The sequence below is a fragment of the Catellatospora chokoriensis genome (assembly GCF_011297315.1).
Taxonomy (GTDB): Bacteria; Actinomycetota; Actinomycetes; order Mycobacteriales; family Micromonosporaceae; genus Catellatospora; species Catellatospora citrea.
Genome location: NZ_JAAOTI010000004.1, coordinates 222,203 through 240,155 on the forward strand (window position 1 = coordinate 222,203; position 17,953 = coordinate 240,155).

Sequence of the window (17,953 nt, forward strand, 5' to 3'; positions counted from 1 at the left end):
CCGTCGACCTGTCGATCCCGCGCCGCCTCGCCGCGCGAGCCGTGCGGTCGTGTCCACAACTGGTCGCCCGTCAGCGCGACCCTTTGGCGCTGCCTACCGCGTCTTTACCGGAGCCGGACCCACGGAGCCGGTCGTGAGCACCGACGAGGAGAACCGCGCTCCATGACCACCCCCAACCCCGACCGGATCCGCGCGCTGATCGAACAGTGCTGGGACGCGCCCCATGGCGCGGGTCAGGTGGCGCTGGCCGAGGAGGCGATCGCGCAGGCGGACGCGCTGGGCGACGAGCAGCTGCGGTTCCACGCCCGGATGGCGGCGACTGAGGCGTATCAGCGCGGCGGCCTGCCGGCCAAGGGGTTCGCGACGTTCACCTGGTGCCTGGCCCGCTTCGACTCCTATCCCGAACGCCACGGCGACCAGGAGTACCTGCTGCTCTGGCACTACAAGTACATGGTCAACTCACTGACCCGGTTCCCTGACGTGCCGCTGACCCGGACCTATGCGGTGCTCGACGACATGCAGCGCCGCTACGCCGAGGGCGGGCACAGCCTGCAGGCCGTGCACAAGCACCGCTGGCTGGTGGCCTCCCACCTCGGTGACTGCGCCGCGGCCGACCTGCACTACGCGCAGTGGCAGGCCGCGCCGCGCGACGGCAACTCGGACTGCGTCGGCTGCGACCCGACCGACCAGGTGCGGCACCTGACCGACCGCGGCCGCGACGAGGAGGCCATCGAGCTCGTCGGCCCGGTGCTCGCCGGGGAGCTGACCTGCGTCGAGCAGCCGCAGGAGATCCTCACCGCGCTGCTGCTGCCGTACCTGCGCACGGGCCGGTTCGACGAGGCGCGCAGGGCGCATCACCAGGCCTACCGCGCGGTCCGGGCCGATCGGAGCCAGCTCGGCACGATCGCCGACCACGTGTACTTCCTCGCGGTGAGCGGCAACGCCGGCAGGGGCCTGGAACTGGTCGAACGGCACCTGCCGTGGCTGCCCGAGGCGTCCTCGCCGCTGGTCGAGATGGCGTTCGCCGCCGCGTCGTCGCTGGTGCTGAGGATGCTGGCCGCCGCCGGACACGGGGCGAAGCCGGTGCGCGGCGCCGAGCACGATGTCGCGGAACTGGCCGAGCAGCTCGCGGCACGCGCCGTCGCGCTGGCGAAGCGCTTCGACGACCGGAACGGCACCGCCGCGCAGAGCGAGCGGGTGGCCGCGACGCTGGCAGCCGAGCCGCTGGTGGAGCGGCTGCCGCTGAGCCTGACCGCGCGGGTGGGCGCGGCGCTGGGGCGTACGCCCGCGGGGTCGCCGCCGGCGTCGGTCCCGGTCGTGGCCGACCTGCCGGACGTGCCCCCGGACGCCGGCCTCGACCTGCTCCTCGATCTGATCGAGGAGGCGCTGCGGCGCGACGACGAGCCCCGCTCGGAGGCGCTGTGGCAGCTCATCGAGCCGTTCACGGTCGCGAGCGGGCTGACCTCGCTGCAGCTGGGCCGGCTGGCCGACCTGCGCGGCATGCGGCTGCACGGGGAGACGGCCGAGCAGACCGAGCAGGCCTGGACCGAGGCGCTGGAGCGCTACACGCAGGCCGGGGACGAGGTGCGCGGGCAGCGGATCCGGGGCCGGCTGGGGCTGCATCGCAGCCGGCACGGCCAACCGGAGGAGGGGCTGGCGCAGGTCCGCGCCTCGTCGGACTACCTGCTGGCCCACGGTGGGCCGAAGGACCAGGCCGGGGCGCTGCGGCGGCTCGCGGTCGCGCTGCTGCACGCCCAGCAGCCGGGCGAGGCGCTGCGGGAGCTGGACCGCGTCGACGCGGTCGGCGAGCCCGATCCGGGTGCCCGGGTGCGGCTGCAGGTCATGCTGCTGCGGGCGCAGGCGCTCGGTGCGGACGGCCGGGTCCAGGAGTCCGCCGACGCGGCGCGGGAGCTGATCGCGCGAGCCGTGGCCGAGGGCCAGGACGAGATGATCGGGCTGGGTGAGTTCTTCCTCGGCCAGGGTCTGAGCATGCTCGACGACAACGCGGGCGCGGCGGCCGCGTTCGACCGGGCGCTGGCACGGGTGCTGCCCGAGCCGCTGGAGCGCGAGGTCCGGGAGCGGCGGGCGGTGCTGCTGGCCGGGACGCCGCGGGCGCGGGAGGCGGTCGACGACCTGGCCGCCATGGTCGCCCGGCTCGGCGGCGAGCCGGCGGCCGGGCAGGAGCACGACGACGACGCCGAGCACGCCCGGTTCCACCTGGCCGTGGCGCTGTTCAACACGGGCCGGGTGGAGGAGGCCGCAGAGGTCGCCGAGGAGGCCGTGTACGGCGCGGACCGGGCCGGCAACCAGAACCTCGCCGACCAGGTGCGTCACCTGCTGGCCGCGATCCACCAGCGGTTGGGGGAGACCGACCAGTCGCTGGCCTACCTCGACGAGCTGGCGGCGAACCTGGACGGGTTCGACAACGCCGCAGGACGGGCCCGGGTCCTGGAGCAGGCCGGTGAGCTGCTGTTCGACCTCGACCGCGATGCGCTGGCGGCGACCCGGCTGGGTTCGGCCGCCGCGGCGTACCGGGTGGCGCGGCTGCCGCTGGACGAGATGCGCGCCCGCCGCCGCCAGGCCGTGGCCGCGATGTACGCCGACGACCCGGAGCGGGCCCGGCAGGCCGTGGAGCTGGCCGACGCCGCCGCCGCCGAGCTGCCGCCGGGGCTGGCCAAGGAACCGGAGGCGCAGTACGAGCTGGCCTGGCTCGCCCTGGACGGGGCGCGGGCCATGGTCGGCGTGGGTGATCCGGAGACGGCGCTGACCCGGGTGCGCGGGGCGGCGGAGCGCTTCCGCGGGCTGGAGGCGTTCGGGGAGGCGTTCCTCGCGGACCTGACCATGGGCGAGGTCCTGCTGACGCTGGGCCGGGCCGAGGCGGCGGAGCCGATCCTGCGCGAGGTGCTCAACGGCCTGCCGCGGGATTCCGCGACGCTGCCGCGGGCGGCGTACGCGCTCGCGCACACGCTGATGCAGTGTGACCAGGAGGAGGAAGCCCGCCGCCTGGCCGGGGAATATGGGTTCGAACTGGACTAAACGGACGTTAAGCTGCGGCTTGACCGGCGAGTAGCATGTCTCGGGTGACGGCAGTGGAGCAGCAGGTAGACACCCCCCCGACCAAGCCGGCGCGCAGGTCGCGACGTGAAGAGATCCTCGAGATCGCCGTCGGGTTGTTCGCCGCGCGCGGCTACCACGGCGTGTCCATGGACGACATCGGCACCGCCGCCGGCGTCACCGGGCCCGCCCTCTACCACCACTTCGCCGGCAAGGAGGCGATGCTCGTCGCGGCGCTGATGCCGGTGAGCGAGGGCCTGCTGGCGGGCGGCCGCGGCCAGGTCTCCGCGCACCCCGCCGACCCGCGGGCCGCGGTCGAGGCCCTGGTCGACTTCCACGTCGAGTTCGCCCTGGCCAACCCGGCCGTGATCGCGCTGCACCTGCACGAACTGGACCGCCTGCCCGAGGAGCCGCGCCGGGAGATCCGCCGGCTGCAGCGCCAGTATGTCGAGGAGTGGGTGCAGGTGCTGACCGCCGTGCGTGCCGACGTCACCGGCGGCGAGGCCAGGGTGCTGGCCCACGCTGCCTTCGGCCTGATGAATTCCACCCCCTTCCTCGGCGGTGAAGTCGAACGCCAACGCCGCGCCACCCTCCTGCGCGCCGCCGCCCTCGCCGCCCTCCTGGGCTGACACCCGCCGGCTGCGTTTCGCAGTTTCAGGGAAACTGCGCCTTCGGCGCGGCCCAAGCCAGCAGTTTCCCTGAAACTGCTGGTCACCCCTCGTGCCGCGGCCCGCCCGACGAGCAGAACTGAACGTGCGTTTAGGCTGGGTGTGGTTGTCTGGGCCCAGGAGGGGACGCACGCATGATCGAGTCATTGCTGGTCGCGAACCGGGGAGAGATCGCCCGGCGCATCATCCGCACCGCCAGAGAGCTGGGCATCCGCACCATCGCGGTGTACTCCGAGGCCGATGCCGAGCTGCCGTTCGTGCGCGAGGCGGACGAGGCGGTGTGCGTCGGCCCGGCCAACCCGGCCGAGTCGTACCGCAACACCGAAGCGATCCTGGCCGCCGCGAAGCAGACCGGCGCGCAGGCGATCCACCCCGGCTACGGCTTCCTCTCCGAGAACGCCGACTTCGCGCGCACCGTCACCGCGAGCGGCCTGATCTGGGTCGGCCCCGGCGCCGACGCCATCACCGCGATGGGCGACAAGATCAACGCCCGCAACCTGATGGCCGCCGCCGGAGTTCCGGTCGCCCCCGGCACCGCCGACCCGGCCGCCACGGTCGATGCCGCGCTGGCCGCCGCTGAGGAGATCGGCTACCCGGTCATGGTCAAGGCCGCGGCCGGCGGCGGCGGCATGGGCATGGCCGTCGCCGTTGACGCCGCGAAGCTGACCGAGCAGTACGAGACCGTCCGCGGCTTCGCCGAGCGCATGTTCGGCGACGGCTCGGTGCTGATCGAGCGGTACTTCCCCCGGGTGCGCCACGTCGAGGTGCAGATCCTCGGCCTCGCCGACGGCACCGTGCTGGCCCTGGGCGAGCGCGAGTGCTCGGTGCAGCGGCGCAACCAGAAGCTGGTCGAGGAGTCGCCGTCCCCGGCCCTCACCCCCGGGCAGCGGGAGAAGCTGCTGGCTGCCGCGGTCCGCGCGGGCGCGGCGGTCGGCTACCGCAACGCCGGCACCGTCGAGTGCCTGTTCGACCCGGCCACCGGCGAGTTCTACTTCCTGGAGATGAACACCCGGCTGCAGGTCGAGCACCCGGTGACCGAGGCGGTGTTCGGCATCGACCTGGTCGAGGCGCAGCTGCGCGTCGCGGCCGGACTGCCGGTGCAGTTCGACCCGGCCGCGCTGGTCTCCCGGGGCCACGCCATCGAGCTGCGGATCAACGCCGAGGACCCGAAGCGCTTCCTGCCCGGCCCTGGGGCGATCAAGACCTGGGTCGAGCCGGCCGGCGAGGGGGTGCGGGTGGACTCCGGCTACGCCGAGGGCAACGTCGTCACCCCGAGCTACGACTCGCTGATGGCCAAGGTCATCGTGTACGGCGCCGACCGGGCCGAGGCGATCGATCGGGCCAAGGCGGCGGTCGCGGAGTTCGAGCTGATCGGGCCGAAGAACAACCTGCCGTTCTTCGCCGAGCTGCTGGACAACGCCGAGTTCGTCTCGGGCGACTACGACACCGCCCTGGTCTCGCGGATGCGCTGACCGGGCAGCCGAAGGGCCCGGCGACCACGGTCGCCGGGCCCTTCCCCGTTGCAGGTGATCAGCGGATCTCGTACGCCCGGATGACGGTCTGGTCGAAGGTGTTGCCCTTCGCGTCAGCGCCCGACGCCTGCAGCGACACGAAGCCGCCCGCCTTCGGGTGCACCACCATGACCAGCCACTGCCCGCCCAGGTGCAGCACCGGCACCTTGACCCAGGTCTTGCCGTCGTCGTACGACGCCTTCACCGACAGCTTGACCACGCGGCCGGAGCCCTCGGTCTGGGTGAAGGTGGCCGGGTAGACGCCCAGGCCGCCGGCCTTGCCGACGTTCTGGACGTCGAGGCTCGGCGCGAAACTGACCGCGGTCAGCGGCAGCGACGCCGGCTTGTCCCCGCTGCCCGAACGGAACGTCCAGCTCACCGACATCTTCGTGGCGAGGCGGGAGTTCCGTTCCAGGCTGCCGTCGAAGCGGAACGAGGCGCTGGCCGGGTCCACCTCCTCGGCGTAGACGTACGGCCCGTCCGTGGCTTCGGCGACCAGGTCACCGTTGCGGTAGAGCGCACCCCGGCCGCTGGTGATCTGGCCGAAGCCCGCCCGGCCCTGGCCGTCGCCGAGCAGCGCCGGTCCGACGTACATGACGTCGCCGTCGCGCAGCGCCGGCTTCTCGCCCGGGAAGAACGGGGCCACGCTGGGCCCGAACGCGCCCTTGTTCCACTGCTCCTGGTAGGTCTTGCCGGCCCGGTAGTCCGCACCGGCGCTGTTGTCGGAGACCGTCTCCGGCCAGTCCTCGCCCTCGGCCGGCTTCTCCGCCATGAGCTCGACCTGCCACGGCACGTTGCTCGCGTAGTAGTCGGTGCGGGTGAACGGCAGCGGGACCGGCCAGCCGGTGGCCCAGCCGCCACCGCCGCCGGGCGGCGCGAGGAAGCTGAGCCGCACGCCGTTGGTGCCCTTGTCGACCACCGCGTGCGTCGCCTTCACCGTGGCGAGGTCGCTCCAGCGAAGGTGCTTGACCAGCCCCGGCAGCATGCCGTCGGCCTTGTGCCAGCCGAGGTTGTAGACGTGCGGCGCGAGCGCCGGGTTGCCCTCCTCGTCCATCTCGGCGAGCGTTCCGGAGAGCGCCGAGCTGAGCCCGGTCACCTTCTTCGGGCCGAGCTGCTTGGCGAAGATGTTGGCGAACGCGTCGCCCAGCGCACTGATGCTGAGGCCGGCGTTCTCGAACTCCATGTTGACGTCGTACGCGGCGAGCACCACGTCGGCCTTCGGGTCGGGCACGGTGACGTCGAAGGCGCCCGCGCCGCGCGCGTCCATCGACAGCGACTCCGCACCGTCGACCTTGAACACCGGGTAGACCACCTGCGTGGTCGAGTACACGCCGTCGTTCTCCTCGTCGACCCAGCTGAACGCGAAGAACTCGCCCGGCGGCAGGCGCAGGTCGGCGCCGGCCCCGAACACGATGTAGTCCCTGAACCGGACGGGGTCGAACAGCACGGTGAACGCGTTCTCCGCCGGGTCGCCGTCGCGCTCGGTGGCGGTGACGTGCACCGAGTGCTTGAGCTCCTCCCGGACCACGCCGAACGGCGTCTGCACGGAGACCCCGGCCGCGGTGGCGGTGAGCTGCCCGCCGATACCGCCGGTGAGGTCCCCGCCCTGGCGGGTGTCGGCGATGATGGTCACCGACGCGTCGCCGCCCGCCGGCACCGTGACGGTGGCGGCATTGAGCGAGAACACGCCGGCCGGAGCCCCGGTCAGCGCGAGCTGCAGGGTCACCGCCGCGCTGCCCCCGTTGTGGTAGGTGACCGTGCTGGTGCGCACCTCGTCGTCGTCGTGCGGCCACTCCTGCAGGCCGAACGTGACCGACGCGGGGCTGGTGGTCACCTGCTGGGTGATCGCCCGCGCGACGTCGACCCGGCCCGCGCCCTGCGCGAACACGCCGACCCCGGCGGACGGCTTGGCGGAGGCCATCAGCGCGGACTTGCGCTGCGCCGCGGTCCACTGGGGGTGCACCTGGGTCAGCAGCGCGGCCGCGCCCGCGACGTGCGGAGTGGCCATGGACGTGCCGTCCAGCGGCATGTACAGCTGGCCGGGTTCGCCGAGGAAGCCGTCCTTGCTCCGTGCGGCCACGATCTCCTGGCCCGGCGCGGCGATCTCCGGCTTGACCGCCCAGCCGTCGGCGCTGGGGCCCCGGCTGGAGAACTCGGCGAGCTCGTCGGTCTTGGTGAACGCCCCCACGGCCAGCGCCGCCTCGGCGGTCGCCGGGGAGCCGACGGTATCGTCCGCGCCGGAGTTGCCCGCCGCGATGACGAACAGGGTGCCGTACTGCGCGGTCAGGTCGTTGACGGCCTGCTCGAGCGGGTCGATCTCGGGGGTGTTGCCGCCGCCGAGGCTCATGTTCGCCACGTCGGCCCCGGACTCCGCGGCCCACTGCATGCCGGCCAGGATCCAGGACTCGGCGCAACCGCCCTCGACGCAGACCTTGCCGTCGAGCAGCGACGCACCGGGCGCGACACCCTTGTACTTGCCGCCGGAGCCGGCCCCGCTGCCCGCGATGGTCGAGGCGACGTGCGTGCCGTGGCCGACCCGGTCGAGGTCGTCCTCCTCACCCTCGGTGAAGTTCTGCCGGCCGCTGATCTTGCCGGCCAGGTCGGGGTGCGTGATGTCGATGCCGGTGTCGAGCACCGCGACGGTCACGCCGGTGCCGTCGAACCCGGCGGACCAGGCCGCGGGCGCGCCGATCAGCGGGACGCTCTGGTCGAGCGCCGGCTTGCGTACGGCGTCGAGCCAGATCTTGCCGGTGCTCGCCTTGCGGGTCGCCTGCCACTGCGTGGCCAGGGCCCCCTCGGGCACCTCGGCCGCGAAGCCCTTCACGGCCGGGAGCCTGCGCTCGGCGGTCAGGCCGGGCGCGGAGCTCGCGCCGGAGACGATGAGCGGCAGCGTCGCCTGGCGCGCGGCCTTGACCTTGAGCAGCTCGGTGACGTCGAAGAGCCGCTTGTCGAGGCGGTTCGCCGCGAGCAGCGGCACCGCGTCGGAGGGAATGACGTACTGGTGGTCCTTGACCCGGTAACTGCGGTACGTCACGCCGTGCCGCGGGGTCAGGCTGATCCGGTTGTCGCCGTGCACCGACACCCGGTCGCCGGTGATCAGCGACACGGTCTGCGTCTTCGTGTTACCGAGCGCGGGTCGGGCGGCCAGTGGTGCGGCGGCCTGTTCCGCGCCCGCGGTGCCGGGCGCGGCCGTCAGCAGCGCGGCGGCGATCCCCCCGGCCAGCAATGCCCTCGTTCCTCTGCTGGATCGCATGTTCCTCCCCGTCCGTTCGACCAATCCGCCTTGGACTGTCGTTTGTAGAGACGCCCCGAACGGTCGACGCGTTGTGCAGAGACATGAATGAATACCTCAAATCCATGTGAAGGGTCGGCGAACAGCGAGGTCAGGGGAGGGGTGGGCAGGTGAGGTTAACGAGGGTTAAGGTGGCGGCATGGGTGCTGTGCTGCCGGACCGGGTGTCGATTCGTGAGGTGGGCCCGCGTGACGGGCTGCAGAACGAGGACCCCGTGCCCACCGCCGACAAGGTCAGGCTGGTCGACGCGTTGAGCGCCACCGGCGTGGGGCGCGTCGAGGCCGTCTCGTACGTGCATCCCAAGGCCATCCCGCAGATGGCCGACGCCGACGAGGTGTGGCGCACCGTCGCCCGGAACCCGCAGGTGCGCTACAGCGCCCTCGTGCCCAACCTGCGCGGCGCCCAGCGCGCCCTGGCCGGCGGGTTCACCGAGGTCGAGGTGGTGGTGTCGGCCTCCGACACGCACAACCGCCGCAACATCAACCGCGCCACCGAGGAGTCGCTGGACGAGATCGCCCAGCTCATCCCGGCGTTGCACGAGGGCGGGTCCACCGCCGAGGTGATCATCGCGACGAGCTTCGGCTGCCCGTACGAGGGGGACGTGGACCCCAAGCGGGTGGCCGCGATCGTGGACCGGGTCGTGGCCGACGGCGCGGACCGGGTCGCCTTCGGCGACACCACCGGCATGGGCACCCCGCGCAGGGTCCGCGAGCTGCTGTCGGTCGTGCGCGAACGGCACCCCGACGTGCCGATGCTGCTGCACTTCCACAACACCCGCGGCACCGGCCTGGCCAACATCCTCACCGCGCTCGAGTTCGGCATCACCGAGTACGACGCCAGCGTCGGTGGCCTGGGCGGGTGCCCCTACGCGCCGGGCGCGTCGGGCAACGTGGCCACCGAGGAGGTCGTGCACATGCTGCACGACATGGGCATCGACACCGGGATCGACCTGGAGAAGCTGATCGAGGCGGCCCGGCTGGCCGAGCAGATCGTGGGCCGGGAGCTGCCCTCCGGCGTGCTGCGGGCGGGCCCGCGCAGCCGCACCGTGAGCTGACCTGGGCGGACACCGCCCCGCGGGAACGTCAGAACGAGACGAGCAACGCTCGCAACCGGGCACCGGGTGCGAGCGTGACTTGTGGTGACATGACAGCCACCAGCGGGGAGCCACGGATGTCACCACCCGTGTTCGACGATTTCTATCTGGGCAGCAGGCAACGACTGCTGCGCTGTGCGTACGCCGTCACCGGCGACCTGCAGGACGCGCAGGACGTGCTGCAGGAGGCGTACGCGCGGGCGTGGCAGAACTGGGGCAGGGTCGGCTCGTACGACGATCCCGAGGCCTGGGTGCGCACCGTGGCGTTCCGGATCGCGGTGAGCCGCTGGCGGCGGGCCCGCAACAGGTTCACCGCGCACCGCCGGCACGGCGTCGAGACGAGCGCGCAGCCCCCGGACGAGAACACCGTCGCGCTGGTGACCGCACTGCGCGGCATCCCCGAGGCGCAGCGCACCGCCATCGTGCTGCACCACATCGCGGGCCGCTCCGTCGCCGAGATCGCGGCCGAGACGGGCGTCGCCGAGGGCACCGTCAAGGCGCGCCTCGCCCGAGGGCGGCAGGCCCTCGCCCTTCTGCTCCGCACCGAGACGACGGGGAACAGCTATGCGTGACGACATCTCCCAGCAGCTCGACGGGTTCGGAGCGGACATGCCGGCGATGACCTGGGCCTCACCCGAAGAGATCCGCGGCCGGGGGGAGCGCCGCCGCCGCGTCCGCGCGGCGGGCATGACCACTGCGGCCGTGGTGGCCACCGTTCTGGTCGCGGGTACCGCGTTTGCGCTCGGCGCCCGGCCCGGCGATCCCGCGCCACCCGCCACGACGGCGACCCCCGCGGTCTCCGCGGTGCCACGGATCAACACGTCACCCTCGGCTCGACCGGCCCTGACCTCGCCGTCGGCCGGGCCGTCGGTGCCGGGAAGCACCTCGGCCGACCTGGTGATCCCGGCCGGAGCCATGCTTCGGGCGTCCGACGCCGGCCCTTCGTATCGCGTCGTCGACGGCGAATACATGGGTGAGAACTACCGGTACGTGACCGGACTGTGCCAGGAGAAGGGGCAGTGGGACGGCGAGCCGTCCGCGCCGACCGGCACGCGCCCACTGGGAGCATTCCGGCAGCAGGTGCTGGCGTCGGACAAGCTCCGCATGCAGCTGGTCCAGCAGGTCGACGGCTACGGGTCGGCGGAGCTGGCCCGCGCCCGGATGGCCCACGAACGTGCCGGGTTCGAGCACTGCGCGAAGGTCGACCACCGGGAGACGCACGTGACGTTCGACGTCGTCCGGAGGGGCTTCGCCGGCGCGGAGTCCCTGATGGTGCTGCAGAGCCCGAACGTGCTGCTGGTGCTCGTCCGGGTGGACCGGATGTACACCGAGATCTCCATCTTCTACCCCGGGACGCCGAGTGCCGTCAGCATGGCCACCGCCGGGAATCTTGCCGAGGCGGCGGTGGCGAGGATCTGCGCGGCGACCACGGCCTGCTGAAAAGACGGCGGGGCAACATGGACAGGGAGTGACCATGGGTCACTCCCTGTCAGCTATTTGACTGTTAATGGCATCTGAATCTAGAGCAATTCGGACATAAGCCGTAATTCGTGCAAGGAATGGCATTTGCCGCCAGGGGTGATCGGTTCGGTGATCCGTGTCCGAGGAATGGCAGCCTCGTTGACCCTTGCGATGTCATAAATGCCCTATTTGTACGAGCCGAATCAGGTGACTACGGGCGCACGTCGACAGCCGGAGTGATCGTGCTCCGGCGCGCTCACCGTGCACACAGGACGCTCCGCAAAGTGGCCGTGACATGGCAAGACACTGCATCTCCCCGTGGCAATTCCAGATCGAAAGGCACTGCGATTCACATGACTGCGACTTCGCTGGGCACGTGGACCAAGACGTCCGTGAAGGTCGGCGTCCTGTCCGCCGGCGTGCTGCTCGTCGGCGGTACGGGCGCGCACGCGGCTGACAACTGGAACACCTCCTTCAACAGCGGTATCGGCAGCGGCAACCAGATCAAGCTGCCGGTGCAGGCCCCGATCAACATCTGCGGGATCGCCATCGGCATCCTGGGCAACGCCAACGCCAGCTGCACCGGCGGCAGCGAGGCCAACTACGGCGAGGACGCCCTCGCCACCGACTGGAGCACCTTCGGCAACTCGGGCATCCTGAGCGGCAACCAGGTGCTGGCCCCGATCCAGGTCCCGATCGACGCCTGCGGCGTCGGCGTCGGGGTGCTCGGCAACGCCAACGCGTGGTGCGTGGGCGGCGCCGAGGCCAACCTGCCCGGCGAGCCCGGCGAGCCCGGCGAGGACGTCGACGACGACCCGAACCCGCAGCCCTACGGCGAGCCGAACTGGCACAAGCACAAGAACAAGAAGAAGGACCTCGTGTCCACGGCGGCTCCGATCGAGAGCACCGTGGCCGAGAGCTCCCCGCTCGACGTCATCACCGGCCTGCTGCCGATCAACGGGCTGACCAGTGGCCTGACCAGCGCGGTCGGCAACACCAGCGCCAGCGTCGGCATCGGCGCCAAGCAGCAGCAGATGCAGCAGCGGCTGAACCAGCGCAAGAAGTGGCAGCACGCCGCGCCGAGCACCTGCGACCTGAACTGGAACACCTTCGGCAACTCGGGGATCCTGAGCGGCAACCAGGTGTTCGTGCCGGTCCAGGCGCCGATCGACGTCTCCGGCGTGGCCGTGGGCGCGCTGCTGGGCAACGCCAACGCCTCCAGCGTCGGCGGCTCCACCGCGAACTTCTGCTGAACGATCTTCCCCACCGAAAGGGCCGGCGCGGACGCGCGCCGGCCCTTTCCCGCGTCCAGCGCCCCGCCGCCGAGCGACGAAAGCGCGCCACTCGCCCCGCGCCCCGCCGCTCAGCGGCCACGCCGCTGCACCGCCGCGCCGCCCGCCATGATCGCCCGACTTGCCAGGCACCTGTGCGAAAGCGGCCTCAAGATACGCACGATTGCCAGGCAAGTCGGGCGATCATGGGCGGTGCGTCCGGTCGGGGGAGGCGGGGCGTCTCACCTGGTGGTAACTTAACTATCGTTCAGGTCGGGGCTGTGGGAGGAGTGGCGCGGGTATGCACGAGGGGCTGGATGAGCTGAGAGAGCGCATCGGGGCCGGTGGGGCGCCGAAGTACCACCACGCCAACGAGGCCAAGGGCAAGCTGTTCGCGCGGGAGCGGATCGCGCGGCTGGTGGACAAGGGCTCGTTCGTCGAGGACGGGATGTTCGCCAACGCGCTGGCGCACGGGCTGCCCGCCGACGGGGTGATCACTGGCCAGGCCACCATCGACGGCCGCCCGGTCTGCCTGATGGCCAACGACTCCACGGTCAAGGCCGGCAGCTGGGGCGCGCGCACCGTCGAGAAGATCATCAGGATCATCGAGCGGGCGTACGGCCAGGGCGTGCCCATGGTCTACCTGGTCGACTCGGCCGGTGCGCGGATCACCGACCAGGTCGACCTGTTCCCCGGCCGCCGGGGTGCGGGCAACATCTTCTACCAGCAGGTGAAGTCCTCGGGCAGCATCCCGCAGGTGTGCGCCCTGTTCGGGCCGAGCGCCGCGGGCGGCGCCTACATCCCCGCCTTCTGCGACGTCGTCGCCATGGTCGACGGCAACGCCTCGATGTACCTGGGCTCGGACCGCATGGTCGAGATGGTCACCGGCGAGAAGACCACGCTGGAGGCGATGGGCGGCGCGAAGGTGCACACCGAGCAGTCCGGCGTCGGCCACTTCCTGTGCAAGGACGAGGACGAGGCGCTCGGCGTGGTCCGCCGCTACCTGTCCTTCCTGCCCTCGAACTGGACCGAGCAGCCGCCCGCGCTGGAGCCGATGCCCGCGCCGGAGACGGACCTGGCCGCGATCGTGCCGGAGAGCGAGCGCCGGGCGTTCGACATGCGCAAGCTGGTCAAGGGCCTGCTCGACGGCGGCGAGTTCTTCGAGATCCAGGCACGCTGGGCCAAGGAGCTGACGGTCGGCTTCGGCCGGCTCGACGGCCAGGTCGTAGGCGTCGTGGCCAACAACTCGTTGCACAAGGGTGGCGTTCTGTTCGTCGACTCGGCCGACAAGGCCAGCCGGTTCGTGCAGCTGTGCGACGCGTTCAACGTGCCGCTGCTGTTCCTGTGCGACGTGCCCGGCTTCATGGTCGGCAGCGCGGTCGAGCGGCAGGGCATCATCCGCCACGGCGCGAAGATGGTCACCGCGATCAGCGAGGCCACCGTGCCGAAGATCTGCGTCGTGGTGCGCAAGGCGTACGGCGCCGGCCTCTACGCCATGGCCGGACCCGGCTTCATGCCCGAGGCCACCATCGCGCTGCCCACCGCGAAGATCGCGGTCATGGGCGCCGAGGCCGCGGTGAACGCCGTCTACGCCAACAAGATCGCTGCGATCGAGGACGAGGCCGAGCGGGAGGCGTTCATCGCCGCCAAGCGCGCCGAGTACGAGACCGACATCGACCTGGTCCGGCTCGCCAGCGAGCTGGTCATCGACACGATCGTGGAGCCCGATCGGCTCCGCGACGAGCTCATCCAGCGGTACCGCGCCGCACACGGCAAGGACCGTCACTTCTCACGCCGCCGACACGGCGTGACTCCGGTTTAAGAGAGGCCGTGATGACCGACTTCGGGCTGTCCGAGGAGCACCGCGAGCTGCGCGACACCGTACGCCGTTTCGCCCAGGACAAGGTGGCGCCGGTGATCGGCGACCTGTACGAGCGGCACGAGTTCCCGTACGACCTGGTCCGCCAGATGGGCGAGATGGGGCTGTTCGGGCTGCCGTTCCCCAGCGTCGTGCCCGGAACGGGCACCATGATTGACGTTGGCGGCATGGACGGCGACTACCTCGCCCTGTGCATCGTGCTGGAGGAGCTGGCCCGGGTCGACTCGTCGCTGGCCATCACGCTGGAGGCGGCGATCTCGCTGGGCGCGATGCCCATTTACCGCTTCGGGAGCGATGAGCAGAAGCGGCGCTGGCTGCCGGCGCTGGTGCGCGGTGAGGCGCTGGCCGGGTTCGGCCTCACCGAACCGGGCGCGGGCTCCGACGCGGGCGGCACGCGCACCACGGCGCGGCTGTCCGAGGACGGCACCGAGTGGATCATCAACGGCAGCAAGGCGTTCATCACCAACTCCGGCACCTCGATGACCAGCCTGGTCACCGTCACCGCGCGGACCGGTGAGAACGAGATCTCCTCGATCATCGTGCCGTCGGGCACGCCCGGCTTCACGGTCGCGCCCGGCTATTCCAAGGTGGGCTGGTGCAGCTCGGACACCCACGAGCTGACCTTCGTCGACTGCCGGGTGCCGGTGGAGAACCTGCTCGGCGAGCGGGGCCGCGGCTTCGCGCAGTTCCTGCAGATCCTCGACGAGGGCCGGATCGCCATCGCCGCGCTGTCCACGGGCCTGGCCCAGGGCTGCGTCGACGAGTCGCTGAAGTACGCGTCGCAGCGTGAGGCGTTCGGCCACACCATCGGGTCGTACCAGGCCATCCAGTTCATGATCGCCGACATGGAGACGCGCGCCCACACCGCGCGGCTGGCCTGGCGGGACGCGGCTGCGCGGCTGGTCGCGGGCGCGGACTTCAAGCGCCAGGCGGCCATCGCCAAGCTGCACGCCAGCACGGTCGCGGTGGACAACGCCCGGGACGCTACGCAGATCCACGGCGGCTACGGTTTCATGAACGAGTTCCCGGTGGCCCGCATGTGGCGCGACAGCAAGATCCTCGAAATCGGCGAGGGCACCTCCGAGATCCAGCGCATGGTCATCGCCCGCGACCTCGGCCTGCGCTGACGCCGACCCCCTGCCGCAACTTTTAAGGAGTCGCGCCCATCCGGCCACCCGGAAGGCGCGACTCCTTAAAAGTTGTGCGGAGATGGGCGGCGTGCGGGGTTCAGGGGGTGGGGAGGAGGCGGGCGGATTGGGTGAAGACGGCGGTGATGGCGGGGGTGCGGGTGGGGGTGCCCTCCCAGCCGTGGTCGAACACGACGGCGACGTGGTCGCCGCGGCGGATCACGGCGATGAGGTATCGCGCCTCCCGCGGCATGCCTTCCTGGGGCTGCACGTAACGCCTGGCCAGGGCCAGCCGCAGCGACTCGTCGCCCAGCTTCGGCGCGCTGACCAGGGAGTAGTCGTAGCGGGCACCGTCGCGGGTGTACGCCCCGCAGCGGTTCACCGCCGCGCGCAGGTCGGCCAGGTAGTCCCGGGCTCCGCTGCCCGAGTAGCGGGTGACCGTGTGGTCGTACGCGTCGGTCGAGATCTCACCCGGGGTGCTGCTGCTGTTCCACAGCCTGCGGCCGCCGCGCCGGTCGGCGATCAGCGCCTCGCTGGGCAGCGTGCCGGTCGCGCAGACCCGTGGCAGATGGTCTTCCTCCGGCCACTCCTCCTCACCGGGCCGGGCGGGCCGGACCTCGTAGCAGAGGTCGCCTTTCTCCTCACCGAACGTGCCCGGCAGGAACGCCGTGTCGGCGATGGCGCCCGGGTACGTGTCCAGGCAGCGGTCGTCCGCCGACGGCTCGGGTGACGGCTGCGGGGATGCCGCCGCGCTCGTCGGCGCGGACGCCTGGGGTGTGCCGCTCGCCGGAGCCGACGCCGAAGGGGACCCCGGCCGGTCACAGCCGCCGGCCAGCGTCGCGGCCAGCGCCAGCGCGGCCAGCCCGCGCCACGGGATGGTCGGTGCGGTCATGAGTGCTCCCTCCCCGGCGGCCGCGGCACACCCGAGGTCCCCATCGGTTGACCGGACCGCCCCGTGACGGCCCGTTAACTGAAGACACTCGATGTGTCGGTATCCGGTTGCGGCCCTGTCGGCAGGCGGACAGCGTCACGCCCACCGGATCCGGGCGGCAGAGCCTGCGTCGCCCGGATCCGGTGGTTCAGAGCGCGGACAGCTTCGCCTCGGCTTGCGCCAGCACGGGGTCCAGCTCGACCTCGGCGTTCGACGTGGGCGATCCCTCCCAGCCGTGGTCGGTCACCACGGAGACGTACGCGCCGACCCGCACCACCCAGATCTGAAACATGGCCAGCTCCGGCATGCCCTCCGCGGGCGGGTCGACCTTGATGGTCCTGGTCAGAGTGAGGGACTCGTCGCCCAGCGGCGGGCCGTCGGTGACGGCGTAGTCGTAACGGAGGCTGCCGACCCGGTACTCGCCGCAGGCCGCCACGGCGGCGCGCAGCCCCGCCAGGTAGGCGGTCGCCGCCCCGGGAGCCGTGTACTCGGTGACCGTGTGGAAGTAGGTGTTCGGGGTGTAGCCCTCCTGCACCGGCTTGAGGTAGGCGAGGATGCCGCGACGGCCGAGGATCGAGGCAGCACCGGCGTCGGCCCCGTCCGGACACACCTTGGGCAGCGCGTGCTCCGCGTCGCCCGTCGCGGGTTCTCCGCAGCGGTACTCCAGCGGGATGTCCGGGGCGTCGCGGCTGGTGCCCGAGACCAGCGCCTTGGCGGGGATCGTCTTACCGAACCCCCCGCTGGGGCATCCCGCAGTCGGCGGCGAGGGCGGTGCCGACGTCTGCGTCACCGGCGAGCTCGTCGCCGTGCCGGACGGGAAGGCGACCTGGTCCGGTGCCTCGCGCCCCAGCTGCGGCAGCAGCACGGTGGCACCCGCCGCGAGCACGGCGGCGACGGCCAGCGTGCCCACCACGGCCCGCCGCCGGGTGCGCCGGTCACTGCGGGCACGCAGCTGCGCCGCCATCGGCAGCGCGCGGTGCTCGGCCTCGACCACCACCCGGGCGAATGCGTTCTCGATCTCACTCATCACGATCACCGTCCTTTGCCTGCAGCGCGGCCGCCAGGCCGGCACGTCCACGAGAGAGCCAGCTCTTCACCGTGCCCACCGGCACCCCCGTGTCGAGGGCGATCCGGGCGACCGGCATGCCGAACAGGTAGTGCATGGCCAGCGCCTGGCGCTGGACCCCGGGCAGGCCGCGCAGCGCCTGCTGCAGCAGCACCGCGGACTCGTCGGCGGGTGCGGCGTCCTCGCTCGTGCCCAGCAGGCGCATCGCCGCACGCCAGCGCTGCAGCCGCCGCCACACGTCGGTGGCCAGGCGCGACACGACCAGCCGCAGCCAGGCCTCGACGTCGTCGTACTCGGACAGCCGCCCCCACTGCCGCCAGGCCCGCATGTACGCGTCCTGGACCAGGTCCTGCGCCTGCGCCCAGTTCCCGGTCAGCGCGTACGCATAACCGAGCAGGCGATGCGATGTCGCCCGGTAGCACTCGTCGAAGCTCTCCGTGTCACGCACTGCTCACCCCTTTCCCTTTCCGTCGACAGGTGAGAGGAGACACGAACAGCTCGCCGGAAAGGTTGCGCTGTGACACCGGTCATGTCCCGTGAGTGCGCCAAAAAGTAGACGCTCGACTCCCACGTTCGGCTTCGGGTGCGTAGTCTTTGCGG

The 17,953-nt window shown here is 71.7% G+C and carries 13 protein-coding genes; 9 read left to right on the plus strand and 4 right to left on the minus strand.

The features are described 5' to 3' along the window. Positions 1–162 precede the first annotated feature (162 nt). From HAV39_RS08215 to HAV39_RS08225, 3 genes are all read left to right on the plus strand, one after another. The gene (locus tag HAV39_RS08215; RefSeq protein ID WP_191838559.1) at positions 163–3,036 is read left to right on the plus strand and encodes a hypothetical protein; all 2,874 of its coding nucleotides are present in this window, start codon (positions 163–165) and stop codon (positions 3,034–3,036) included. Positions 3,037–3,080: 44 nt separating this feature from the next. Continuing rightward, positions 3,081–3,683 carry a TetR/AcrR family transcriptional regulator gene (locus tag HAV39_RS08220; RefSeq protein ID WP_425321542.1) on the plus strand — a complete coding sequence of 201 codons (603 nt, stop codon included), beginning with the start codon at positions 3,081–3,083 and terminating at the stop codon, positions 3,681–3,683. A gap of 173 nt (positions 3,684–3,856) precedes the next feature. Further along, positions 3,857–5,194 (plus strand): acetyl-CoA carboxylase biotin carboxylase subunit, encoded by a 1,338-nt coding sequence (locus tag HAV39_RS08225; protein WP_191838560.1) that lies wholly within the window; start codon positions 3,857–3,859, stop codon positions 5,192–5,194. A gap of 58 nt (positions 5,195–5,252) precedes the next feature. Here HAV39_RS08225 and HAV39_RS08230 read toward each other — a convergent pair whose 3' ends face one another. Continuing rightward, complete coding sequence (locus HAV39_RS08230) at positions 5,253–8,486, minus strand: S8 family serine peptidase (protein ID WP_191838561.1); 3,234 nt, start codon at positions 8,484–8,486, stop codon at positions 5,253–5,255. A 190-nt stretch (positions 8,487–8,676) separates the two neighbouring features. Here HAV39_RS08230 and HAV39_RS08235 point away from each other — a divergent pair, with 190 nt between their 5' ends. The 6 genes from HAV39_RS08235 to HAV39_RS08260 all read left to right on the plus strand — a co-directional run bounded on the left by HAV39_RS08235 (position 8,677) and on the right by HAV39_RS08260 (position 15,356). Beyond that, positions 8,677–9,579, plus strand: coding sequence for a hydroxymethylglutaryl-CoA lyase (locus HAV39_RS08235; protein ID WP_191838743.1), 903 nt, complete (start codon positions 8,677–8,679; stop codon positions 9,577–9,579). A gap of 116 nt (positions 9,580–9,695) precedes the next feature. Next, entirely contained in the window at positions 9,696–10,190 is a 495-nt protein-coding gene (locus HAV39_RS08240) for a SigE family RNA polymerase sigma factor (RefSeq protein WP_191838562.1), read from the plus strand. Continuing rightward, the gene (locus HAV39_RS08245; protein ID WP_191838563.1) at positions 10,183–11,058 is read left to right on the plus strand and encodes a hypothetical protein; all 876 of its coding nucleotides are present in this window, start codon (positions 10,183–10,185) and stop codon (positions 11,056–11,058) included. The genes HAV39_RS08240 and HAV39_RS08245 overlap by 8 nt, the downstream gene beginning before the upstream one ends. 374 nt (positions 11,059–11,432) lie before the next feature. Then, positions 11,433–12,332, plus strand: coding sequence for a chaplin (locus HAV39_RS08250; protein WP_191838564.1), 900 nt, complete (start codon positions 11,433–11,435; stop codon positions 12,330–12,332). A gap of 319 nt (positions 12,333–12,651) precedes the next feature. Beyond that, complete coding sequence (locus tag HAV39_RS08255; protein WP_191838565.1) at positions 12,652–14,172, plus strand: acyl-CoA carboxylase subunit beta; 1,521 nt, start codon at positions 12,652–12,654, stop codon at positions 14,170–14,172. 11 nt (positions 14,173–14,183) lie between these two features. Continuing rightward, positions 14,184–15,356 carry an acyl-CoA dehydrogenase family protein gene (locus HAV39_RS08260; protein ID WP_191838566.1) on the plus strand — a complete coding sequence of 391 codons (1,173 nt, stop codon included), beginning with the start codon at positions 14,184–14,186 and terminating at the stop codon, positions 15,354–15,356. A 100-nt stretch (positions 15,357–15,456) separates the two neighbouring features. Here HAV39_RS08260 and HAV39_RS08265 read toward each other — a convergent pair whose 3' ends face one another. The 3 genes from HAV39_RS08265 to HAV39_RS08275 form a co-directional block, all read right to left on the minus strand. After that, a complete protein-coding gene (locus tag HAV39_RS08265) occupies positions 15,457–16,248 on the minus strand; it encodes a hypothetical protein (protein WP_191838567.1) in 792 nt (263 codons plus the stop codon). Positions 16,249–16,435: 187 nt separating this feature from the next. Further along, on the minus strand, positions 16,436–17,314 hold the full coding sequence (locus HAV39_RS08270) for a hypothetical protein (protein ID WP_191838568.1): 879 nt from the start codon (positions 17,312–17,314) through the stop codon (positions 16,436–16,438). Continuing rightward, complete coding sequence (locus tag HAV39_RS08275) at positions 17,307–17,801, minus strand: RNA polymerase sigma factor (RefSeq protein ID WP_191838569.1); 495 nt, start codon at positions 17,799–17,801, stop codon at positions 17,307–17,309. Before HAV39_RS08275 ends, HAV39_RS08270 begins: the two co-directional genes overlap by 8 nt. Between the last annotated feature and the right edge of the window lie 152 nt (positions 17,802–17,953).